Origin of the sequence: Microcoleus sp. Pol8_D6 (assembly GCF_036700965.1) — a bacterium.
Taxonomy (GTDB): domain Bacteria; phylum Cyanobacteriota; class Cyanobacteriia; order Cyanobacteriales; family Microcoleaceae; genus Microcoleus.
On sequence record NZ_JAUBPW010000019.1, the window covers coordinates 43,173 to 65,602 of the forward strand.

18 protein-coding genes and 1 CRISPR repeat array (1 of these 19 only partly in view) are annotated in these 22,430 nt (G+C 46.3%); of the genes, 12 read left to right on the forward strand and 6 right to left on the reverse strand.

What is annotated here, in order from left to right:
- Positions 1-30: 30 nt before the first annotated feature.
- From QUA10_RS10425 to QUA10_RS10435, 3 genes are all read left to right on the forward strand, one after another.
- Positions 31-966 carry an Rpn family recombination-promoting nuclease/putative transposase gene (locus tag QUA10_RS10425; protein ID WP_333080306.1) on the forward strand — a complete coding sequence of 312 codons (936 nt, stop codon included), beginning with the start codon at positions 31-33 and terminating at the stop codon, positions 964-966.
- Between the two features lie 279 nt (positions 967-1,245).
- On the forward strand, positions 1,246-2,904 hold the full coding sequence (locus tag QUA10_RS10430) for a CTP synthase (RefSeq protein WP_333080304.1): 1,659 nt from the start codon (positions 1,246-1,248) through the stop codon (positions 2,902-2,904).
- Between the two features lie 477 nt (positions 2,905-3,381).
- On the forward strand, positions 3,382-3,804 hold the full coding sequence (locus QUA10_RS10435; protein WP_333080303.1) for a hypothetical protein: 423 nt from the start codon (positions 3,382-3,384) through the stop codon (positions 3,802-3,804).
- A gap of 149 nt (positions 3,805-3,953) precedes the next feature.
- Here QUA10_RS10435 and QUA10_RS10440 read toward each other — a convergent pair whose 3' ends face one another.
- From QUA10_RS10440 to QUA10_RS10455, 4 genes are all read right to left on the reverse strand, one after another.
- The gene (locus tag QUA10_RS10440) at positions 3,954-4,841 is read right to left on the reverse strand and encodes an ROK family protein (RefSeq protein ID WP_333080301.1); all 888 of its coding nucleotides are present in this window, start codon (positions 4,839-4,841) and stop codon (positions 3,954-3,956) included.
- A gap of 222 nt (positions 4,842-5,063) precedes the next feature.
- Positions 5,064-5,771 (reverse strand): tetratricopeptide repeat protein, encoded by a 708-nt coding sequence (locus QUA10_RS10445; protein WP_333080300.1) that lies wholly within the window; start codon positions 5,769-5,771, stop codon positions 5,064-5,066.
- 151 nt (positions 5,772-5,922) lie between these two features.
- Positions 5,923-7,146, reverse strand: coding sequence for a murein transglycosylase A (locus tag QUA10_RS10450; protein ID WP_333080299.1), 1,224 nt, complete (start codon positions 7,144-7,146; stop codon positions 5,923-5,925).
- Positions 7,139-7,396: a hypothetical protein gene (locus QUA10_RS10455; protein ID WP_333040861.1), complete on the reverse strand. Its 258-nt coding sequence runs from the start codon at positions 7,394-7,396 to the stop codon at positions 7,139-7,141. The genes QUA10_RS10450 and QUA10_RS10455 overlap by 8 nt, the downstream gene beginning before the upstream one ends.
- A gap of 218 nt (positions 7,397-7,614) precedes the next feature.
- Here QUA10_RS10455 and QUA10_RS10460 point away from each other — a divergent pair, with 218 nt between their 5' ends.
- The 3 genes from QUA10_RS10460 to carB all read left to right on the forward strand — a co-directional run bounded on the left by QUA10_RS10460 (position 7,615) and on the right by carB (position 12,076).
- Entirely contained in the window at positions 7,615-7,860 is a 246-nt protein-coding gene (locus tag QUA10_RS10460) for a hypothetical protein (protein ID WP_333080298.1), read from the forward strand.
- A 91-nt stretch (positions 7,861-7,951) separates the two neighbouring features.
- On the forward strand, positions 7,952-8,191 hold the full coding sequence (locus tag QUA10_RS10465) for a hypothetical protein (protein WP_333080297.1): 240 nt from the start codon (positions 7,952-7,954) through the stop codon (positions 8,189-8,191).
- 573 nt (positions 8,192-8,764) lie between these two features.
- Positions 8,765-12,076 (forward strand): carbamoyl-phosphate synthase large subunit, encoded by a 3,312-nt coding sequence (gene carB / locus QUA10_RS10470; protein ID WP_333080518.1) that lies wholly within the window; start codon positions 8,765-8,767, stop codon positions 12,074-12,076.
- A gap of 100 nt (positions 12,077-12,176) precedes the next feature.
- On the opposite strand, the gene QUA10_RS10475 is transcribed toward carB, so the two are convergent.
- Together QUA10_RS10475 and QUA10_RS10480 are read right to left on the reverse strand one after the other, a co-directional pair.
- Complete coding sequence (locus tag QUA10_RS10475; protein ID WP_333080296.1) at positions 12,177-12,431, reverse strand: DUF6737 family protein; 255 nt, start codon at positions 12,429-12,431, stop codon at positions 12,177-12,179.
- A gap of 52 nt (positions 12,432-12,483) precedes the next feature.
- Positions 12,484-13,086, reverse strand: a complete 603-nt coding sequence (locus tag QUA10_RS10480; protein ID WP_333080294.1) for a Uma2 family endonuclease — start codon at positions 13,084-13,086, stop codon at positions 12,484-12,486.
- Between the two features lie 244 nt (positions 13,087-13,330).
- Here QUA10_RS10480 and QUA10_RS10485 point away from each other — a divergent pair, with 244 nt between their 5' ends.
- The 6 genes from QUA10_RS10485 to QUA10_RS10510 all read left to right on the forward strand — a co-directional run bounded on the left by QUA10_RS10485 (position 13,331) and on the right by QUA10_RS10510 (position 21,002).
- Positions 13,331-13,993, forward strand: coding sequence for a VWA domain-containing protein (locus QUA10_RS10485; RefSeq protein WP_333080292.1), 663 nt, complete (start codon positions 13,331-13,333; stop codon positions 13,991-13,993).
- Between the two features lie 182 nt (positions 13,994-14,175).
- Complete coding sequence (locus tag QUA10_RS10490) at positions 14,176-14,949, forward strand: PP2C family serine/threonine-protein phosphatase (RefSeq protein WP_333080290.1); 774 nt, start codon at positions 14,176-14,178, stop codon at positions 14,947-14,949.
- Positions 14,950-14,987: 38 nt separating this feature from the next.
- Entirely contained in the window at positions 14,988-15,659 is a 672-nt protein-coding gene (locus QUA10_RS10495; protein ID WP_333080288.1) for a glycerophosphoryl diester phosphodiesterase membrane domain-containing protein, read from the forward strand.
- A gap of 150 nt (positions 15,660-15,809) precedes the next feature.
- A complete protein-coding gene (locus QUA10_RS10500) occupies positions 15,810-16,502 on the forward strand; it encodes a hypothetical protein (protein WP_333080286.1) in 693 nt (230 codons plus the stop codon).
- Between the two features lie 351 nt (positions 16,503-16,853).
- Complete coding sequence (locus QUA10_RS10505) at positions 16,854-18,620, forward strand: NACHT C-terminal helical domain 2-containing protein (protein WP_333080284.1); 1,767 nt, start codon at positions 16,854-16,856, stop codon at positions 18,618-18,620.
- A 264-nt stretch (positions 18,621-18,884) separates the two neighbouring features.
- Entirely contained in the window at positions 18,885-21,002 is a 2,118-nt protein-coding gene (locus QUA10_RS10510; RefSeq protein ID WP_333080282.1) for a DNA-binding protein, read from the forward strand.
- 279 nt (positions 21,003-21,281) lie between these two features.
- Positions 21,282-22,430: a CRISPR direct-repeat array (repeat unit 37 nt; unit sequence GCCGCAATTAACCTAACTCCCTATCAGGGATTGAAAC); it runs 5,982 nt beyond the window's last position.

Here is a 22,430-nt window from a genome sequence, read left to right on the forward strand (position 1 = left end):
CTTCTCAAGCTATAATAAATTGAAATTGCCATGAATTTTATCAATCCCAAAACCGACTTTGCCTTTAAAAAAATATTCGGGTCTGCTGAGAGTAAGGACATTTTGATTAGTTTCTTAAATGCCATGCTCTACGAAGCACAGCCAGTCATCGAAGATTTAGAAATTATCGATCCCTATTTAGCTCCCAAAATCAAAGGATTCAAAGATACTTACTTGGATGTCAAAGCTAAGATTGATGGCAACAAAACGGTAATTATTGAAATGCAAGTATTGAATGTAGAGTCATTCGAGAAGCGGATTTTATACAATGCCACTAAAGCTTATTCAATGCAGCTAACCACAGGAAGCGGTTACAGCTTGTTAAACCCTGTGATTGCTCTGACCATTACAGATTTTCAAATGTTTGAAGACTTAGAAACAGTGATTTCGCGCTTTGTTTTTAAAGAAAAAAGTTTTTCAACCGACTATCTAGCTGATGAATTTGAACTTGTGTTTGTTGAGTTGCCAAAATTTGACAAGACATTACAGGAGTTAGAAACGCTGACAGATAAGTGGATATATTTCATGAAAACTGCTCAAATTTTACGGTCGGTTCCCGAAGAGTTGGGAAATGTGCCGGAACTGCGGCAGGCTTTTGCAATTGCGAATGAAGCGAATCTCGATCCTGATGAATTGGAAGATTTAGAAAGGCGAGAAATTTTTATTCAAGACCAGCGCGGTGCAATTACCAAAGCTACCAGAATTGGGAGAGAACAAGGCCTCGAACAAGGCCTCGAACAAGGCATCAAACAAGGAAAGTTGGAGTTAGTTGTGCGGCTGTTGGAGCGCCGTGTCGGCCCGTTGTCGTCGGAGATTCAAACTCGCATCAGTCAGTTATCCGCTGAACAATTAGAGAATTTAGGAGAGGCAGTTTTAGATTTGACCAGTGTCTCAGATGTGACAGATCGGTTACAGACATATTTGTGAGGAAGGGAAAAAAGTCTGGGTGAAGGTGGTTTTCTCAGAAGATCGATCGCCCTTGACTGTTCATCAGCCCAAAGCGCACTGATGAACAATCAACCGTTTTGAAATTGGCCCACCAGCTCAAAACCCCTGCAAACCGGCCGATCAAGGTCGTGGGCCACTCGTCCTATCCCCAGCCGTATTTGATAAATGGTCAAACACTGCTGGACAATTTTTGATTTTAGCTCTTAGAGTTGAGTGTTACCTTAACTAGAAACAGAAACATCTAAAGTCGAAAATCCTATGAGCAAATTTGTGTTTGTGACTGGCGGCGTGGTTTCCAGCATCGGCAAGGGTATTGTCGGTGCTTCCTTGGGCCGCCTATTGAAGTCGCGGGACTATTCTGTCTCGATTTTGAAGCTAGATCCGTATATTAACGTTGACCCCGGCACTCTGAGCCCGTTTCAGCACGGAGAAGTTTTCGTGACGGAAGACGGTGCAGAAACTGACCTGGATTTGGGGCACTACGAGCGTTTTACCGATACTTCCATGTCTCGCCTCAATAGCGTCACCACGGGTTCCATTTATCAAGCGGTGATCAACAAAGAACGCCGCGGCGAGTATCAGGGGAGTACGGTGCAGGTGATTCCGCACATCACTAATGAGATTAAAGAGCGAATTCACCGAGTAGCCAAAAATACTAATCCCGATATCGTGATTACGGAAATCGGCGGAACGGTGGGAGATATTGAATCTTTGCCATTTTTGGAGGCAATTCGCCAGTTTCGCAAGGATGTCGGCCGGCAAAATGTTGTGTATATGCACGTCACGCTGATACCTTGGATTCCTTCGGCTGGGGAGATGAAAACTAAACCGACTCAGCATTCGGTGAAGGAATTGCGGTCGATCGGCATTCAACCAGATATTTTAGTCTGTCGGTGCGATCGCCCGCTGTCTTTGGGCATGAAACAGAAATTGTCGGAATTCTGCAACGTCCCGGAAGAATGCGTCATCACATCTCAAGATGCTAAAAGTATCTACGAAGTACCCCTGATGATGGAACAGGAAGGTTTGGCCCAACAAACGCTCAATTTGCTGCAAATGGAACATCGCCAGCCAGATTTGCATCAGTGGCAAACTTTAGTCAACAGGCTTTACAGTCCCAATCACAAAATTGATATTGCTTTAGTTGGCAAATACGTGCGGTTGAATGATGCTTATCTTTCGGTGGTCGAAGCTTTGCGGCACGCAGCAATTGCGATCGGCTGCGACCTAAATTTGCACTGGATTAACTCAGAAGATTTAGAATCGGGAAACCTCGATAATTATCTCAAAGATATCAACGGCATTCTTGTACCGGGAGGTTTTGGGGTTCGGGGAGTGGACGGCAAAATAGCGGCGATCGAATATGCCAAACACCATAAAATACCCTTTTTAGGATTGTGTTTGGGGATGCAGTGTGCTGTGATTGAATGGGCGCGCCACATCGCCAAACTAGAGGATGCCAACAGCGCTGAATTTGACCCGGATACATCAAATCCGGTAATTAATTTATTGCCAGAACAGCAAGATGTAGTCGATTTGGGCGGTACAATGCGACTGGGTTTGTATCCGTGCCGTGTCAACCCAGACACGCTAGCTTTCAAACTTTATCAGAAAGAAGTGATTTACGAGCGGCACCGCCATCGGTACGAATTCAACAACGCCTACCGCAATCTTTTCTTAGAATCAGGTTATGCCGTCTCCGGTACATCTCCAGACGGCCGATTGGTAGAAATGATCGAATTGCCCAACCATCCTTTTTTCATAGCCAGTCAATTTCACCCCGAATTCCAATCTCGACCTAGCACCCCCCACCCATTGTTTCAAGGGTTTATCCAGGCCGCTAGCATCCAGGGAAAGCAGGATGTTTTAGAAGATGAGGGTCGCGACTTGGTGGCCGGGAAAGTTGTCGCAAACTGATCTGATATCATGTGCGATCGATTAGTTCTGATATATTAGATGTCTGTAGGGGCGGTTTAGAATAGACAATATTCAAATCGCCCCGACAATGGACATTACAAAACCCGCCCAACAGACCAATAGGATTTGATAGGGGTCGCACTTATCGGACTAGATATCGGGCAGCATTCTCAACGAGTGAAAGACCTCACCCCCCAACCCCTATACTAGGGCTGGGGGGCTAGTACCGCAAGGGAGAAGGCAGAAGGGAGAAGGCAGAAGGCAGAAGGCAGAAGGTAAAAATCTGATATTTTTACTTAACTTTTTACGGATTTCAAGGGTGATACCAGTTTTCCAAAAGAATGCAACTTTAGGCAACTTCCCAACCCAGATAGTCATCAGTCATGCCCAATGTAAAATCTACAATCTAAAATCTAAAATGGTAGGAGTTGTCAAACTATCCTAAAATACCAGGAAACACAGGTTTGAGGAGGCTTTGTGGCTTATTGGAGCAAAATTACTTATGAGAAAAGTACATACATAATTGACCTTGACACTATTAGTGCTTTTTCTAGCGAACTGGATAACAAGCGTCTCACCTTTTGGCTGCCTAATAGCAGTCAGCCGATTATCCTCAATCCCCAAGGCAATTATGAGGCTTACAAGCAAGTTCTCGATTACCTCAAAAAAACCATCGATCGCAATTCTAGAGGTTCGTGGATTAAAATTCATTATGACCGCAAAGAATTTGCGATCGATATGAGTCGAATTAGCTCTTTTGCTTGCGAACAGAACGGTCGGCTAAGCTTTTGCCTGCCTGACAGCGCAACTAATATTATTATCCTCCGCCAAAACAACCCGGAAACTTATCAAGAAATTCAGGAATACATTAAAAATACGACTGGACAATCTCTGCCATGAAGAAGTCATTAGTCATTGAAGGATGAACGGAGACTATGTTTAGTAACTCCTCACATTCATTTTATTTTTTTAGCTAAAGTGCTTAGATTGCAGCCTCATTTTAGATATTAAAAAAGCGCAGTAAAATGCGCTGCTTTTTTAAATTTTAACTATTGAACAAGCTGCCAAGCTAATTTTGCTGCCCCTACCATGCCTGCTTGATTGCCCAATTCAGCAACCAATAACTGCAAATCTTCGCGAGAAGTCGGCAGAACCCGCCGCTCAATTTCTTCTCGAACCTTCGGCAAGAAAAATTCTGCACCTGCACTAATTCCACCGCCGATAATAATAGCTTCCGGCGTCAAAATATAAATGAGACTTGCCAAACCGATACCCAGATAGCGCCCGTAATTTTGCCAAAATTCTAAAGCTTTGGCATCTCCAGACTTAGCTAAATTTGCTAATTCTAGAGGTTCCAAACCCGTTTCCCGGCGAATTGCTTGCACCGAAACGTACTGTTCTAAAGAACCGCGATTGCCGCTGTTGCATTCCGGGCCGTCGGGATTTATAGTAATCAATCCTAGTTCTCCGGCCGCGCCTTGATGACCTACAAATAGTTTGCCGTCTAGGATAACTGCACCGCCGACTCCTGTACCTAAAGTGATTAAAATTAGGTCTTTAAAGTGCCTGCCTGCGCCCAACCAAGCTTCTCCCAATCCGGCACAGTTGGCATCATTTGCTAACATGGTCGGCAGTCCGGTTTTAGCTTCCACCCAGTCAGCGAGGGGGACGTTATGCCAGTTTTTGAGGTTAATTGCTACTCTGGCTATGCGGCCGGCGGCGTCTGCGGGGCCTGGAGTGCCGATGCCGATCGCACTTACAGCATTTTCGACCGGATTCAGTTGTAAAATAGCATCGGTCATTGTAGCTAAAACGGCTTCTGGCGTTGCCTGTTGAGGAGTTGGAACAGTTAAGGATTGATGACAAATGCCGTCTTCGCCGAATCTGCCGAGTTTAATTGCGGTTCCGCCTAAGTCAATGCCGATTACTTGTGTCATTCGATGTGGGTTTTGGATCAATAATTTGGGACTATTTTTAATAGTATAAACCTCTTGTAGGTGCGCCTCGCATACCTGACAAATTAAGTTGGTACTGAGGACTGAATTCCTCAAACTTCTCTTTTAAATGTATGATAATTCTCCCCGAAAGCGCTCTTTAATTATTAATAGTATCATGTCGATCGCACTACTAGCAACAATTATGGATACCAGCGAGTTCGCCTATTGAATTTCGCCTAACTTACGTTGCGCTACCTCTCGGTTGTGCAAAGCATCGTGGTAGTCTGGTTGGAGAGCAATTGCCTGATTATAAGATGCGATCGCATCTTCAAATCTTCCTAAATTATACTGCTCATTCCCTCGATCGCACCACGCCTCAGCATCTACATTAACTTCCAATTCTTCCTCCGCAGTCTCAGCGCCTCTGCGGTTCACTTCCCCAGAAAAACCCAAACCATCCCCAACAAAAACCGCCTCAATCACCCTCCCCTTTGTATCCTCCTCCTCAACCTCCGGCAGCGGAAACCGTGTCAATATCTCCCGCCCAATTTGCCTCGCCACCTCTGACAATTCCCCGCTGCCAATTCTACCTAACAAAACCAGCCGCTGGGCCAATTCCTGAAGCGATGCCACCGCATCCGTAGCAGCGGTCTCATCATGTTCGCCCTCTAACAATCTTTTCCCAAACCGTCGCAACCAAGCAGCCAATTCACCATCTTTAAGGCGTTTTGCGATTAAGAATCCCGCTACATCGCCTCGACTCCAGCCAGCATTCACCCCTTCCAGGATTTCCATGAATTTCGACTCATATTCCGCGTCAGTTAGGGTTGGGCGGATGGCGGTATTTCGCGGCGGTGGGGTGGGTGGGGTTGGGGTTCCGAACAGCCGCTGAATTAGTCGTTTGAAGAATTGCAGAATTTGGTCGAGCATTTGTGAGGTTGGGAGGGTGGGGTATTTTCTATTTTATAGCAATTATCAAAAATAGATTATATATTGATTGCCGGCGATATCTGTAGGGACACGGCAGTGCCGTGTCCGGGATGGCGACGCACAGCAAACAATCACATGAAGTAGAATTAATCTACTTTAAAAGTGGATAATACAGTTCTCCTGTTGAGTTGATAAAACCGGCCCTATCGCCCGCTAAATCTCCCGTTCCCATAAATACGTCAACTCTCCCCGCGCCTTTGATTGCACCGCCAGTATCTTGATCCAAAACGTACCGATTCACGGCATTTTGTTCGAGTTGCCCCGCCACATTCGGATAAGGGAGTTTTGTACTAATTAATGCTAGTGCACCAGGGGGCATCAAAGCTTTATCGGTGGCGATCGACCTTTCGGCTGTTACTGGCACTCCAATGCTGCCTGTGGCTGGAACTCCGTTAGTATCCCGGAAGAATACAAAGCTTTCATTTTTCGGCAAATATTTGTTCATCTCTGCCGGAAAATTAGTGAAATATTCCTTGAGTTTAGGCAAATTTAACTCTTCTAAAGTAAATTTTCCGTCTTTAACTAATTCTCTTCCAACTCCTGTATAACTGTGACTGGTTTTGCCTGCAAAACCGACGGTCATCACGCTACCATCTGTTAGTTGCAATCTCGCAGAACCTTGGACGTGCACGAGAAATGCTTGGAAGCGATCGCGCAACCAAACTAATTCTAATCCTCGCAGCAATCCTTTACTTGCCTGCAAAGCATCTTCGCCTTCTAATTGCAACCTTGTCGGGTGAGGTTTCGGCCAAGATGCCATGTTTGGTGGCATCCGGTACAGGGGATAACGGTATTCGGAATTAGGCGTGCGAGATGCTGCATAAGTCGGCTCGAAATAACCTGTAAATGCTACTGTTCCTTTGCCATCTTTCCCCGTGGATTTGTAAAATACAAATTCGCGCTTGACCGATTCCTGAAGTTGTGCTGGGGTTGTGGAACTGACAACTAATTGGCGGAATCGATCGAGGGAACGGCGAACTCGATCGCGCGTAACTCCTGCTACTGCATAGCGACTGTAAGCAGTGGCGGCGGCCGATGTATTGAGATAGCGGAGGCTGTGGTCGATCGACCTTAACAGCAATTCTTTATCGCCCGGTTTGCCATTTTCGCCCCAGATTTGAGCGTCAAAGGCGATCGACTCCAATTCACTCGCTTGCAATTGATTTATACTAATTGGTTGCAGCGACGGAACTGCAACTGCGGGCAACGAAAAAGCGATCGCCAAAACGCAACAGGCGATCGCTAATAGCTGATAGCGAAAAATCTTGCTCAATTTCCAATCTTCCCTACTAAATTGATTGTTTTCCTTATTCATCGAATCGTTCGACGCTAGAAGTAAATATCGGTTCTACGCGAATTGCGAGAACGCTGGTAGGCCGAACTACCATGTATTCGCCTTGAATATTTTTGATCGGGACGTTAAGAAATTCTCTTGAATCTTGTTTCGGCACCAGCGTACTGCTGTACCACTTTTGAAAATCTTGCAGCGTTGCGAAACGTACTTCTTCGCGGTGGCCGCCTTCAAGCAGCAGGTGCACGGAATATTCGCTGGGAGTTCTAGGCATAGGAGATAGGAAGAGTTGTTGGAGGACAATCTAAAATCTCAAATCTAAAATTGATGTGGTTGCCATCAAGCAGCAGGTGCACGGAATATTCGCACTTGTGTTCTAGGCATATCTGTATTTTAGATTTTTGATTTTAAGCTTTTGGAACGATTCCATATTTTACCTCTTCCTCGGCGCATTCCCTCATCTAGTAGGTTGGATTGAGGGAGAGGGGGAGAGTGGGAGGGGGGGAGAGTGCGAGAGTTGTTGGAGGAAAATCTCAATCTAAAATCCAAAATCTTAAATCGATTGACGGCGGTCCCGATCTGTGGGTACGCTGTGAAATTAAGGCTGCTTTCCTCAAAGAGGAAGCAGCCCGCGTCGCTCAAAAATCTAGTTGCACTGCCCAAAGCTGCTACCAACAGCAATGGACAGCTAACCGCCAAACTGATAGCAGCAGTCTGGAGGCTAATGGAGAATTTTAACACTCTCTGTATCCGCCCTGCTCTGTGTTAACGTGCGGGGCGGCTGGGTTTTTGGGTTTTCCTAGAAAACCAAAAACCAGGAGACCATATTATGTCACGGGAATTCGTACCTGACCATAACTTGTCCGCGCGTCCAAATGACGACTCAGCAGTATCGGAACAGGAAGTCGTGCGGATAACGGTTGTCGGTTCCCGCGCAGCCGTGTTAGACATCATCCACACCTTGTACCGACTGGGATTTGCCGCCGTCGGGGATTGGAGCCCACCACAGCTAGGTGCAAAGCCCGGACAAGTTATAAGCGTACTCATTCGCCGATTGCGCAAAGCTTAACAATAGGCTGAAATACGCTAGGGACACTCCAAGAACCCATTGGTGTCAACAATCGCCTGAAACCATTGATAAATCTCGCTTTTAACCCAGTCTAGATCCCCCTAAATCCCCCTTAAGAAGGGGGACTTTGAGAAGAATCTTGTCCCCCCCTTCTTAAGGGGGGCTAGGGGGGATCTAGATTTAATACTCAAACAACAGTCTGTGATTGGGTTAGACGTTAAGTTGACACGAAGAAGGGTTCTTGGAGTGTGTCTACAATGATTAATCCGGCGGAATACAGGGATTGTGTATTTTAGAACACGATTTGACCGCAACACTTAAAATAGTCTTGATTTACCGATCGACTGCACCCTTTTCTCATCAATATTTCGGGTTAGCTGGGGGTGTCTGTCAGCCGGAGTTGCGAGGTTGTGCTTCCAAAATGCTGATAATGGTGCACAATTTCAAATTAACAACAAAACTTGCACTATTTTGAGTAAGCTTTGGGGGGAACAGCTTAGAAAGCCTGTTTCTAAGACTGATGCAAAATATCAAATTAATCCTCCACCTTGTCCAATTACTAATTACGAACCTATGCCCCGTCGTCAAGACTTAAAAAAAATTCTTCTCATTGGTTCCGGCCCAATTGTTATCGGTCAAGCGTGCGAATTTGACTATTCAGGAACACAAGCTTGCAAAGCTTTGCGAGAAGAAGGTTTTGAAGTAGTGTTGGTGAATTCCAACCCTGCAACGATTATGACCGATCCGGAAACTGCCGATCGCATTTACATCGAACCTCTAACGCCAGCCATCCTCGAACAAATCATCGCTAAAGAAAGACCTCAAGCAATTTTACCGACAATGGGCGGTCAAACTGCGCTAAATTTAGCAGTTGCCGTCGCTAAAAATGGCGTCTTAGAAAAATACAACGTCGAGTTGATTGGTGCTAAGTTGCCAGCAATTGAAATGGCAGAAGATCGGCTATTATTTAAGGAAGCGATGGCGCGAATTGGGGTCGCAGTTTGCCCTTCGGGAATTGCCAACACTCTAGACGAAGCCAAAGCAATTGGTCACCAAATCGGCAGTTATCCGTTAATTATTCGTCCTGCTTTTACAATGGGCGGCACGGGAGGCGGCATTTCTTACAATCAAGAAGAGTTTGAAGAAATGGCACAAGGCGGGATTGATGCCAGTCCAGTATCGCAAATTTTGATCGAACAATCTTTGATTGGTTGGAAAGAGTACGAACTCGAAGTAATGCGGGATTTGGCAGATAATGTGGTGATTATTTGTTCTATCGAGAATCTCGACCCGATGGGCGTCCACACCGGCGATTCTATCACCGTCGCCCCGGCGCAAACTCTCACAGACAAAGAATATCAGCGCCTGCGGGATGCTTCGGTGAAAATTATCCGCGAAATCGGAGTTGAAACCGGCGGTTCCAATATTCAATTTGCCGTCAATCCTGTCAACGGAGATTTCATCGTTATTGAAATGAATCCTCGGGTTTCCCGTTCCTCCGCCTTGGCCTCGAAAGCAACTGGTTTCCCCATTGCAAAAATGGCGGCAAAATTAGCGGTAGGTTACAGCCTAGACGAAATTTCCAACGATATTACCAAGAAAACTCCGGCGTCTTTTGAACCGACAATTGACTACGTGGTGACGAAGATTCCCCGATTTGCCTTTGAAAAGTTCCCCGGTTCAGAACCAACTTTGACAACGCAAATGAAGTCTGTTGGCGAGGTAATGGCGATCGGGCGCAGCTTCAATGAATCCTTCCAAAAAGCCCTGCGGGGATTGGAAACAGGCCGCGCAGGTTTCGGGTGCGACAAACCGGAAAAGTTGCCGAGTTTGGAACAAATTCGCGCCGGATTGCGGACGCCAAATCCCGATCGCATTTTTACAGTTCGCCACGCGATGATGATGGGAATGTCGGTGGAAGATATCTTCGAGTTCACAGCAATCGACCCTTGGTTTTTGGATAAAATGCAGGAATTGCTGGAAACTGAGAAGTTCTTGAAACGAACGCGGTTGGAACAGTTGACAAAAGAGACAATGTTTGAAGTAAAGCAGTCGGGTTTTAGCGATCGCCAAATTGCTTACGCCACCAAAACATCGGAAGATCAAGTCCGCGCTTACCGCAAACAGTTAGGCGTAATTCCGGTTTACAAAACAGTCGATACCTGTGCCGCTGAATTTGAAGCGTTTACACCGTATTATTATTCCACCTACGAAGCGGGAGCGGCAATTTGGGAATTGGGCGATGAAGAAAAGAAAGTTTCGCCTGTAGGTCACAGTCTCGCGCCGGAGTCGGAAGTTTTGCCTTCTACCAAACGAAAAGTGATGATTTTAGGTGGCGGGCCGAACCGGATCGGACAGGGAATTGAGTTTGATTACTGCTGCTGTCACGCTTCTTATTCCCTAGGAGAAGACGGCTTTGAGACAATTATGGTCAACTCGAACCCGGAGACGGTTTCGACGGATTATGATACGAGCGATCGCCTGTATTTTGAACCGCTAACAAAAGAAGATGTTCTCAACATCATCGAAGCCGAAAATCCAGAGGGAATAATTATTCAATTTGGCGGACAAACCCCGCTGAAGTTGGCGCTTCCTTTACAAAAAGCTCTCGAAAATCACCCCGATGTACAAACAAAAATCTGGGGAACTTCGCCGGATTCAATTGATACTGCTGAAGACAGGGAGCGATTTGAAAAGATTCTGCGGGAATTGGATATTCAGCAAGCTGCTAACGGTTTGGCGCGCAGTTTTGAGGATGCTTTAATAGTAGCTCAGCGGATCGGTTATCCGGTAGTGGTGCGGCCAAGTTACGTGTTAGGTGGGCGAGCCATGGAAATTGTTTATTCCGATACGGAATTGGAACGTTACATGACCTATGCCGTGCTAGTAGAACCCGATCATCCGATTTTAATTGATAAGTTCTTGGAGAACGCGATCGAAGTTGATGTAGATGCGATCGCCGATGCAACTGGCAATGTGACTATTGGCGGTATTATGGAGCACATCGAGGAAGCGGGAATCCACTCCGGCGACTCTGCTTGTTCTATCCCTTACCAAACGCTTTCTGACGCAGCTTTGGCAACAATCCGCCGCTGGACTGTAGAATTAGCAAAATCCCTGAAAGTAATCGGGTTGATGAATATTCAATTTGCTGTTCAAGGGGAACAAGTTTTCATTTTGGAAGCTAATCCGCGAGCTTCTCGAACAGTACCTTTTGTCTCCAAGGCGATCGGAGTTCCCTTAGCAAAAATAGCCTCGCGAGTCATGTCTGGTAAAACTCTAGAAGCTTTGGGTTTTACTGAAGAGATTATACCCACTCATGTTTCGGTAAAAGAAGCTGTATTGCCCTTTGCTAAGTTCCCAGGAACTGATACCTTGTTAGGGCCAGAAATGCGATCGACCGGCGAAGTCATGGGAATTGACACCGATTTTGGCAAAGCCTTTGCCAAAGCTCAATTAGGTACTGGACAAATGATGCCGCTGTTGGGAACTGTGCTGGTTTCGATGCGCGATCGGGACAAACTAGCAGTTGTACCCGTTGTCAAGGAATTCTTAGAATTGGGTTTCAGAGTAGTCGCAACTCACGGAACACGCAAAGTTTTGCAAGAGCAAGGTTTACAGGTAGATTTGGAATTGAAACTGCACGAAGGGCGGCCTAATTTGTTGGATTCGATCAAGAATGAGAAAATTCAACTAATTATCACCACGCCTTCCGGCGAAGAATCCCGCGCCGACGGCATCTTTATCCGCCGCACAGCTTTGACTTACAAAATCCCGATTATTACCACAATAGCCGGTGCCAAAGCGACAGCAGCGGGAATTCGATCGCTCAAATCCCACCCGATGGAAGTAAAAGCAATTCAAGACTATTACCCGCAAACCTAGACTGCGAAACACTCAAAGGTAGGGTGTGCACCGCGCACCTTACCCACAACATAGGGTGCACACCACCAAAACCTAAACGTAGGGTGTGCACCACCAAAACCTAATCTGCATCGGAATCCCAAACTCCGCTAGACAGCATTAACCTCGGCCAAACTAACAAGAAAAAACCCATCCAAGCTAATAAAGGAATCGCGACTAAAACAGTTATCCAAACAGTTTTCAATAAAAACCAACTACCGCTAATCAGGCTAGTACCAGTTAAAAGAATCGACCAAGGCTGACACCACCAAGGTTTGTAACTCCAAGGACTAATAGCTTTTTGATCGGAAAGTTTTTTTTCAGAAACAGATTTCATATTTTCAGTGATTTTTTATGTAGAATAGTCTGGCTAGCTGGATTAACGGAAGTTAAACATTCATCACCTCTTCTGCTGTCAGCGTTAATTCGGAAAAAGTCCGGGACACAATTCGTTCGCTGCCTTTAAACGCGCTTCTTTGATAGTTGCCCTCTGCATCCAAAAGGTGGACAAATACAGTTGGTACTTTGGGATTTCCCAGAAATTCCCTGCTGCCAATTGCTAAATAATCAACAATCCAATACTCAGGAACTCCGAGGCGCCGATACTCGTCCAATTTGTCTATATCATCGTCCTCCCAATTTGTTGATGTTACTTCCACTGCCAGTTGAATTGGTTCCCGCAATGCAGCATAAGCCGAACGGTTCGATCGCCACAAATCGCGATCGATTACGCTGACATCAGGTCTCCGCCCTTGTTCGATGCCGGCTTTACTTACAGTTCTGATAACGGCGGTATTGTTGACTACATAATTTAAACTTAGCCGTTTAACTTGATCTTTAAATGAGTCAGACGTAAAATCAGCAATATCATCATGATTTCTTGTCGCATTCATCTCTACAATTTCTCTATTTACCAGTTCATAGCGTCCATCTTCTGGACATTCTACAAGGAATTGGTCAAAGGTTAATTTCTGTGTAACTGTTGCAATCATAAGATTTATCCTTATTTTGCAGTAATACTATTAGTCTATATTACCACAGGCAGGAAGAAATTTATTTTTTTGACGGCAGACATCCTATTCTCAAATCTAAAATATACAATCAAAAATCAAAAATCGATTCAGGTAAATGGTAAAATGCGATCGCCCTAGCAATTTGCACTTAATTTTGTTACTGACTTGATACAGTAAAGTAACAAACCTAGAAATCGAGCCACTCCCAGGTCAACCCCGAACCATGAGACTAGACGAAGCCGTAGAATTTGCCGAAAACCCAGAGCCGCGCTGTCCCTGCGTCCTCCTGCTGGACACCTCCGGCTCCATGCAAGGCGCACCCATAGATGCCTTGAATGAGGGGCTGGAAATTTTTAGGAATGACCTAATTAAAGACGAACTAGCTAAAAAGCGAGTCGAAGTCGCGATTATTTCATTTGACAATCATATCAAGGTCGTGCAAGACTTCGTGACCGCCGACCAGTTCGAGACGCCACTGCTGACAGCTCAAGGACAAACCCACATGGGCGCAGGGATTCAGCTAGCATTAGATACCATTGCGGCCCGCAAATCCGAATACCGCAACAACGGCATTACCTACTACCGCCCGTGGGTATTTATGATTACCGACGGCGAACCTCAAGGTGAATCAGACGATGTTGTGGAAATAGCAGCACAGCGGATTAAAGAGGAAGAAATTAATAAGCGCGTGGCATTTTTTGCAGTCGGAGTGGAAGGTGCTAATATCACCCGTCTGGCGCAAATTGTCGAGCGCACGCCTGTAAAATTGAGAGGACTAGACTTTAGAGAGATGTTCATCTGGCTTTCGGCTAGTATGCAGAGAGTTTCTCACTCAAAAATTGATGAACAAGTAGCATTGCCACCACCCGGATGGGGAACTGTTTAGGTATTAGTCATTGCTCATTGATCATTGGTCATTAGTAAGTGACCAGCGGTAAGTGCGGTGTGCATAGCCCTACATAGTTAGTAAGGTGTGGTGTGCATCGCCCTACCTAATTAGGGATAAATAAACCCGTCCAGACTTTGCATAGTTGTGAATTTACGAAGTTTTGAGTTAAAGAGTTATTAATGCAGAATTCATCCTTTAATTGGCAAGTTGTAGCGGCATCGGTGATAGGTACGAGCCACGAAAAAAGATCGCAGCCTTGTCAAGATGCCCACTGCTGGCGTCTCTTGCCAAACGGTGTTTTAGCGGCAGCGGTTGCCGATGGTGCGGGCTCCGCAGCACTCGCAGAAGTTGGGGCAAAAATTGCTGTGGAAGCGGTTGTTGAAACGATTTGCCAGCAACAGGAAAGGCTGCCTCAAAATGACGACGAGTGGCAGGTATTCTTGACAGCATCACTGCAAGTTGCGCGGGCGCAGGTGGAAGCAGAAGCGACATTGCGGGAAGTGGCTGCGAGAGATTTAGCCTGCACTTTAATTGCGGTTGTTGCTACGCCGGAATTAATCGCAGTTGCTCAAATCGGCGACGGTGCGGCGGTAGCAGGTGATAGTGCCGGAAATGCGATCGCCCTGACTGTACCTCCCTGCGGCGAATACATCAACGAAACTATTTTTTTGATTTCGCCGAATGCGATAGAAACAGCGCAATTTCAGGTACTTCGGGAAAAACTGCGGCACTTAGCCGTATTTTCCGACGGCTTACAAATGCTAGCGCTCAAAATCCCAGAAGGCACGCCACATGGGCCGTTTTTTGCGCCTTTGTTTCGGTTTTCTGGGGAGTGGAAAGAAGAGGAAGATGCGAAACAGCAGTTAGAGTCATTTTTGCGATCGCCCCGTGTTTCCGAACGTACCGATGATGACTTAACATTATTGTTAGCAACTTTTTCGAGCAATGTTTAGTCTGTTCAACTCCACTTACAAAAAGCGGATAAAAAAGTATGACAGATCCACGAATTAGTGCCAGAAGCTTGTTGCGAGAAACATTTGCTACTACGGGGCCTATATACGCTCCCCTGTTGATAATCAACTCTCCCAGTTTGATATTTGCCACGCTCAATAGTTTGGGCAAGCTAGGTTCAGCAGGTGTTGCTTTCAATATTATCTACTGGTTAGTGGCAATTCCTTTGTTGTCGGGAGCCATGATTTTCTACACTTACCGAAGTTTGACAAAAAATCCCGTAACTGTGGGTCAGGCTTTCAATCAAGCAAACAGAAGATTACTGCAACTCATTGGGGCTTATATTATGTGTTTGCTGCTGGTGCTTGCTGGCTGCATTGCACTAATAATTCCCGGTCTTTATGTATCATATCGCTTAATGTTTTCATTTTATGCTACCGTCATTGATAACTCTTCGGCGCTGGACAGTATTAGTAGCAGTTGGGAATTAACAAAAGGGCGCTGGTGGTTAGTATTTCGATCGTATTTTCTGATAGTTTTGGTGGCTTTTGTGCCAATAGTTTTGATTCTCATATTAATCAGTTCGACGGGAAATTTGCTAGCATCTCAGCTTGTGGGTAATGTACTCGGATTGTTAGCCGCACCGTTGATGAATGTTTATTTGGTTTTATTGTACCTGCGCCTGCGGGAATCGGCAGCAACTATTAAATAGACATCTCCTAAAAATCAAGTCAAGGGCTGTCAGGATACCTACCCACAAAAATTGTTAGCGCTGTCTCGCGAGCGGTGAAAATTTGGCGCGGTTCTATAATAAAATCGAGGTGTCAACAATTCTTCTTTAGTTTGTACAGTAGGTCGTCATTTGCAAGCACAAGAGATTAAGGATAAGCTCAACTCCCTAATTAGCGACGCAGATCTAATAGATCCGAGTTTGGCGAGAAGATTGGATGAAATCAATCGCTGGGTGAAAGATGTTAAACCCGGTTCGCTAACGGCTAAAAAATTTGTGATGGCTTTTTTGCTGCAGCTTATCCGAGATTCTCAGGTTTGGCTGGCAGTTCAATCTCTACCTTCGGAAAGAGAACAGCAAGCCGCGTTTGAGTTAATGACTCCGGGGGAAAGGTATTGGTACAGCTATCTATTTCCTAAATGGCTGAGCGAAAACGATCGCAAATTTTATATCTGGAAACAAAAACTCAAGGCCGGCAAATTCGATCCGGGTGATGATATCGTGATTCGTGCGATCGCAGCACGAATTGTCGATCGCCAAGGCACTGTTTTGTATCGATATGTTGCAGATCTTTCTATGGCAACCGATTCGATCGTTAGCAGCCGCCAACAGCAGCCCCTCTGCATTCAAGTCACAACTCTTTCGGATGAATTCTCTGAACAAAAATATCAGAATTGGCAACAAACTCTTCAAGATTGGGGGATTGACAGAGGATTATTTTTAAGTTATGATAAAAACGATGCAAATTTCCTGAATCAGTTAGTTAACATTGCATTATATAATAGTGATAATTTGCCCGCAGGTCGTTACCTCAAGTTCCCGTAAATCAAGCATATCTGCTGCTGAGAATAGTTCGACTGCTAAAAACTTGGTGAAAAAAAAATTTGACTAACTCACATATTGCACAATTTTCGACAAAGCCAAAAACCTAACCCCCAGCCTGCTTCTGGAAAAGGGAAAACAGACCAAGCTTTTTCCTCTCCTTTTCTGTCTCCGGGAGGGGTTTGCCAGACACTGGCAAGAGGTGCTTGATACGAAGGCTAAGCAATGGGAACATTTACCGCAGCAATAAATCGGGTGAAATAACTAGCAACTCGGCCTAAATTGAATTGAGATTTGATTTAATTGCGGTGAAATTGTTGGAAATAAAATCTAATTACATCAAAATCAAATACTATGACAGTACAAGGTACACATACCGTTGAAAATAACTTGCAAAAAGTCTGGGAAGAACTGGAAGCAGCCAGAAAAATGCAGGATGAATGGATGAATTACGGGGTAGATTTTGTAGATTTGTATGTGGAAGATGCGGGCGGTGATTGGTTGGAAAAGTGGGGTAAATGTGAAGAAGAATTAGAGCGAATTAAACATAATGTAGATATTGAAGCAGTCAAAGCAGCGATCGACATTCCCAGCTTTCAGCAGACAAAACTGCTGGAAATTGCCTTAAATTGCCGTTATTCTACCAGCTATTACTCCGATCGCCCGGAGGAGTCTCCCGCTTGGCAAGAGGTTAAGTACAAACGGCTGTCACTCTTAGGGGGAGCGATTTTCGGTGCGGTTATTAGCGATTACCTGTACCGCGAATATCCACAACTCGATCCCAATGCTATCTCAACCTTAAAACCTCGTTTTGCAGAACCCAAAAGACTTGCGGATTTTGCACAAAAACTGAAATTAAACGAACTCAGTTGGGGCGTATGGAATGATAAAGAAACAGAAGAAAGGGAGTACAATAGAGTTTTTTCTGAGACTTGTGAAGCTTTGTTTGGTGCGATTTACTTGGAGTTTGATCGCGATTTTTTCCGTGGGGGAAACTGGCTGATTCAGCACTTGATTGAACCAAATGTTGGGCAGCATGGGGATCTAACTGGGCGGCGACAAATAGGGCCCGAAAACGAGGTGAAACGCCGGGAAATCCTGGGTGCGGATATTCTAGATGCGATCGCGATCGACTATTTGTACAACCGCTTTCCCGAACGCAACGCCAGCCAGCTAACTCGCTGGAAAAATATGTTAGTGATCAAAGAGATTTTTCCCAAAGACTTTAAGGCTAAATTAGGCAGTCATTACCTAGAGTTGGAAAGCAATTTCTCGCGTACCCGCGACTGGTTGGTAGATAACTTTATCAAAACCGCAGTTGACGAACTGCTAGAGGAAAGCGAAACTCAACCAGAATATGTGATTGACAGTGCGAACCCGGAATCGCTGCCAGAATTGGTCAGCCGGATTACAGATAAAAAGTGGAAAAATGAATTTGTGAGAGTTGTCAGCATTTTGCAACCTGCTGACGAACTTTTGCTGCTGATGCAACAAAAATTAGACAGTATGGTGGCTAAAGATGAAACTTTGCAGCAGTTGCTAAGCTGGGCACATCACAAGTCTCAGTTAGTGCAAAGGAATTTAAAACCGGCGGAAATTCGCGCTTTTTATGTTGCCTTAGTTTGCGTGCTCGATTTGGCTTTGACTCGTGTCCTCGATCCGAGTCTGAAGTTTGATATATCGAAAGCTCGCCAGTTGCGGAATTGTTTGGGAAAGGCTGGAAAAAATGTAGAATTTGCGGAGGTTAATGAGTCTCTGAAATTGGCTTTTGATAATGAGGATGTGGCGAGTATCTTGGTTGGCATTTGGGCGCTGGATATTGAACCAGAACTTAAACAATTGCTGGCACAATTTCAGACTGAGATGCCAGATTTGCAAAACTGGAAAAAGTGGCGCAAAGAGTGCGGTTGCACTTGGCTGGCAAAATTCAAAACTGCGATCGGCTACAATTTATATTTGGGCCCCCAACAGAAAACTTTGTTGCAACAGTATTACTATGCCCACAACTTGCTGGTGGAATGCCTCAACAGCGATAATTGTCAGGTGACACCGGCGGTCAGACAAAAAATTGAGGATAAAATGTTGTTATTGTCGGTGGATTTGAAGCTGGTTCATATTTAATTTGGATAGCGCGGAGGGGCGGGACGCCCATCCCACTAATGGATGGACGGGCGGGACGCCCATCCCACTAACAGCAACAGGGCTTACCCACTCCTACCCAAGAAATCGGGTTTTTTACCGAATCTGCGGGCTGCAATGCGTCTTTGGGTGAAAAACTCGGTCTCTCCTCACCCGTGTCTAAGTCATAAGAAGGGTAAGATTTAATGGGCAAGTCAAATTTATTAAGTGATGGCTTCCAAATCCTGTATCCCATAACGGAATTCTATGCAGTTGCAGCGCCAATTTAGCGGACAACTGATTGCGATCGACACCAAAACCGCGATCGCCAGTGGGGGTGAAGGTCGCATCTACCCGATCGCCCAAGACTCGTCCCTTGTAGCAAAAATCTACCACAAACCGACAGACGAAGACGGCGACAAACTCACAGTCATGTTCAGTATGCCGCCGGATGCGCCGATCGCGGAACCCGGGCACGCTTCTATTGCTTGGCCGATCGATTTGCTGCATACTGTCGGCGGGCGAGAAAAAATCGTTGGTTTTGTGATGCCGCGCGTCAACAAGGTGATGCCGGTACACACTTTTTACACTCCCAAAACCAGGCGCGAACAAAAACCCTTATTTAGCTATCTTTACCTCCACCGTACCGCCAGAAATCTCGCCTCGGCTGTAAATGCCCTCCACGTCAGGGGTTACGTCATCGGCGACGTAAACGAGTCGAACATTCTCGTGACGGATACGGCGTTGGTAACGCTGGTAGACACGGATTCGTTTCAAGTCCGTGATCCTTATACGGGTTACGTTTATCGGTGTCCCGTGGGGAAACCGGAGTTTACGCCGCCGGAGTTGCAGGGGCAGACTTTCCGCGATATTGATCGATCTCCAGAGCACGATTTGTTCGGTTTAGCGGTATTAATTTTTCAATTGCTGATGGAAGGTACGCATCCGTTTTCGGGAGTTTATCTCGGTAGCGATGAACCACCGTCTTTGGAAGCGAGAATTCGATCGGGCCATTTCCCTACAGGCACGAAACGGATTCCCTACCGCCCGATGCCCGCGGCGCCTCCTTTTGAGATGCTGCATCCCCGGCTGCGGCAACTGTTTATCCGCTGTTTTGAGGAAGGACACGGCAATCCTTCCGCGCGCCCGGATGCGAAAACTTGGGTGAATGCGATTCGGGAAGCCGAAGATGCTTTAGTTACTTGCAGCAGAAATAGTCAGCATAAATACGGAAATCATCTCAGTCGGTGCCCTTGGTGCGATCGGGCAAAACTCCTGAAAGGGCGCGATCCGTTTCCTTCGCGGCAAGCAATCAGCAACGGATTGCACTTGCAGCCTGCAAAAATCAAGCGTAAAAAGCCCCAGTCACCGCCTGTCGTGGCCCAGCCCGCAGTGCGTCGGCAACAGCCTTCCACGGGGCTGTCACGCCCCATGGGCCAGTACGCAGTGCCGTTGCTACCGATGCCGATGTCTTCTCGGAGTCGGACTCCTGCGCCTCAGCTTCCCGTGGGCAAGTTTGAGCGCATTTTTCAGGATGCTGCTTGGGGAGGTGTTTGGGGTAGTTTGTGTTTGGCGGCGATCGGGGGGATTTATTCGGCAATAGCTGAGGGCGGCAGTGCTATTTTGGGGGCGATTTTTGTTGGTTCGATTTGGGGCTGTTTTTTTGGGGTGATGTGGGGGGTTTTTACTTTGCCGCCGAATCAGATTTGGCGGAAGTGGGGCGGAGTTTTGGTGGGGGCGTCTTGGGGGGCTTTTTTGTTGGCGGCGATCGGCGGTGCGGTGTTTGGCGCGATTAATAGCACTCCGGGGATCGGGGAGAGGATTTTGGCTGGGGCGGGGGTTGGTGCTCTCTGGGGCTGTGTTTGGGCAACTTTTCAGCCTCCTCTGGCGCTGCCGATGGGGAGGGTTTGGGGCCGACGGGGAGGGTATTTGGGGGCGGTCTGGGGCTCGTTTGTGGGGACTCTGGCTGGTGTTTTTTTGGGGGCTGGGCTGGTGGTTTGGCAACAATACGGTGTCCAGATGCGGCCGGTGGATGAGTTTGCGGGTTTGCTGCTGGGTGTGGCGATCGTGGCGGCTGGTGTGGGTTCTGTTGGGGGTGTGGTTTCTGGGGGTGTGTTGGGTTTTTGCGGGTTTGCGCCGAAGTTGCCGATTTCGTTTCAGCCTTCGGGTGTCAATGGTGGGAGTTTGGGGGCGATTTGGGGCAGTTTTTTGGGTACTTTTGCGGGTACTGTGTTGGGGGCGGTGGTGTCTGCGATGTTTCCGGCTGTTAGCGCTGGGGTGCCGGTGGAGTTGGGGCCTGTGGCGGGGGCGATCGTGGGGGCTGGTTTGGGGGCGATTTGGGGGGTGGTTTCGGGTACTGTTTGGGGGGCTTTGGGCAAGTGGTGATCGGGTTGATGTCTGTTTTTGGGTGGAAAATGCGTCTATGCGTAGGTGTAAAAATCGAGGGGTGAATTTTGGGGGCTATAATGTATATGCTCTAACGGTTAGAGGCAGTTCAAGCAATAAAATGCTAGACGCAATCGCTGAAATCAATGCAGGATAAGAGTTTGAGGGCGGTATGAAAATTGGGGTATTGACAAGTCGAAGGCTGAAATGGTACTTTTGTTTTATGCAGACGCAAATGAACCTTGAAAACCAAATACAGCAAAGCTTCTGGAACGGGCGGCCGCAATTAACCTAACTCCCTATCAGGGATTGAAACTGCATGGTGCGCCTAGAACAAGAAATAGCCATCGGGGCCGCAATTAACCTAACTCCCTATCAGGGATTGAAACTGTTCCGAGGCTGAAATCCATTTTTTGACCTCGGCCGCAATTAACCTAACTCCCTATCAGGGATTGAAACAATGTTTTGCTTAATCTCCAAGGCATTCTGTCACCTCAGCCGCAATTAACCTAACTCCCTATCAGGGATTGAAACATTTTGTTGAGAATGACTTTCCAACTCTTCAGAAAGCCGCAATTAACCTAACTCCCTATCAGGGATTGAAACGATTGTAATTATTCACACTGAGAGAAGCAATATGAGCCGCAATTAACCTAACTCCCTATCAGGGATTGAAACGGGGACGGTACATTAAAAGGGTGGGAAGCGAGAAACGCCGCAATTAACCTAACTCCCTATCAGGGATTGAAACTATGACAATTCCTCCTTGTCCCGCAGGCAAGGAAAGCCGCAATTAACCTAACTCCCTATCAGGGATTGAAACATGAAGGAAAACAAACTCCGCATGACCCCTCCCGAGCCGCAATTAACCTAACTCCCTATCAGGGATTGAAACTTAACAACTTACTGGCCGTTTATCGGTACATTAGCGCCCGCCGCAATTAACCTAACTCCCTATCAGGGATTGAAACAGCTGACTTGACTGGAGATACCGCCAAACAAGAGCCGCAATTAACCTAACTCCCTATCAGGGATTGAAACCAGAGATGGAGTTGCTGGATGCCAAAGACCGATCAACGCCGCAATTAACCTAACTCCCTATCAGGGATTGAAACTAACGATCCGCCAGCAATCATGTGAGAGTTATAGCCGCAATTAACCTAACTCCCTATCAGGGATTGAAACCAAAGCTAGAGTTCCCTTAAGGCAATCAGCATGATGCCGCAATTAACCTAACTCCCTATCAGGGATTGAAACATATCTAATATTAGTAAACATACAAGTGATTACGCCGCAATTAACCTAACTCCCTATCAGGGATTGAAACACAATTCATACAAGATACTTCATATCCTGCATCTAGGCCGCAATTAACCTAACTCCCTATCAGGGATTGAAACATATATAAATTTCTTATAGAATAGAGGG

Bases quoted from the DNA above. Each gene is read 5' to 3' on its own strand.
- QUA10_RS10425 (WP_333080306.1), top strand. From the start codon at position 31: ATGAATTTTATCAATCCCAAAACCGACTTTGCCTTTAAAAAAATATTC.
- QUA10_RS10430 (WP_333080304.1), top strand. From the start codon at position 1,246: ATGAGCAAATTTGTGTTTGTGACTGGCGGCGTGGTTTCCAGCATCGGC.
- QUA10_RS10440 (WP_333080301.1), bottom strand. From the start codon at position 4,841: ATGACACAAGTAATCGGCATTGACTTAGGCGGAACCGCAATTAAACTC.
- QUA10_RS10445 (WP_333080300.1), bottom strand. From the start codon at position 5,771: ATGCTCGACCAAATTCTGCAATTCTTCAAACGACTAATTCAGCGGCTG.
- QUA10_RS10450 (WP_333080299.1), bottom strand. From the start codon at position 7,146: ATGAATAAGGAAAACAATCAATTTAGTAGGGAAGATTGGAAATTGAGC.
- QUA10_RS10455 (WP_333040861.1), bottom strand. From the start codon at position 7,396: ATGCCTAGAACTCCCAGCGAATATTCCGTGCACCTGCTGCTTGAAGGC.
- QUA10_RS10465 (WP_333080297.1), top strand. From the start codon at position 7,952: ATGTCACGGGAATTCGTACCTGACCATAACTTGTCCGCGCGTCCAAAT.
- carB (WP_333080518.1), top strand. From the start codon at position 8,765: ATGCCCCGTCGTCAAGACTTAAAAAAAATTCTTCTCATTGGTTCCGGC.
- QUA10_RS10475 (WP_333080296.1), bottom strand. From the start codon at position 12,431: ATGAAATCTGTTTCTGAAAAAAAACTTTCCGATCAAAAAGCTATTAGT.
- QUA10_RS10480 (WP_333080294.1), bottom strand. From the start codon at position 13,086: ATGATTGCAACAGTTACACAGAAATTAACCTTTGACCAATTCCTTGTA.
- QUA10_RS10485 (WP_333080292.1), top strand. From the start codon at position 13,331: ATGAGACTAGACGAAGCCGTAGAATTTGCCGAAAACCCAGAGCCGCGC.
- QUA10_RS10490 (WP_333080290.1), top strand. From the start codon at position 14,176: ATGCAGAATTCATCCTTTAATTGGCAAGTTGTAGCGGCATCGGTGATA.
- QUA10_RS10495 (WP_333080288.1), top strand. From the start codon at position 14,988: ATGACAGATCCACGAATTAGTGCCAGAAGCTTGTTGCGAGAAACATTT.
- QUA10_RS10505 (WP_333080284.1), top strand. From the start codon at position 16,854: ATGACAGTACAAGGTACACATACCGTTGAAAATAACTTGCAAAAAGTC.
- QUA10_RS10510 (WP_333080282.1), top strand. From the start codon at position 18,885: ATGCAGTTGCAGCGCCAATTTAGCGGACAACTGATTGCGATCGACACC.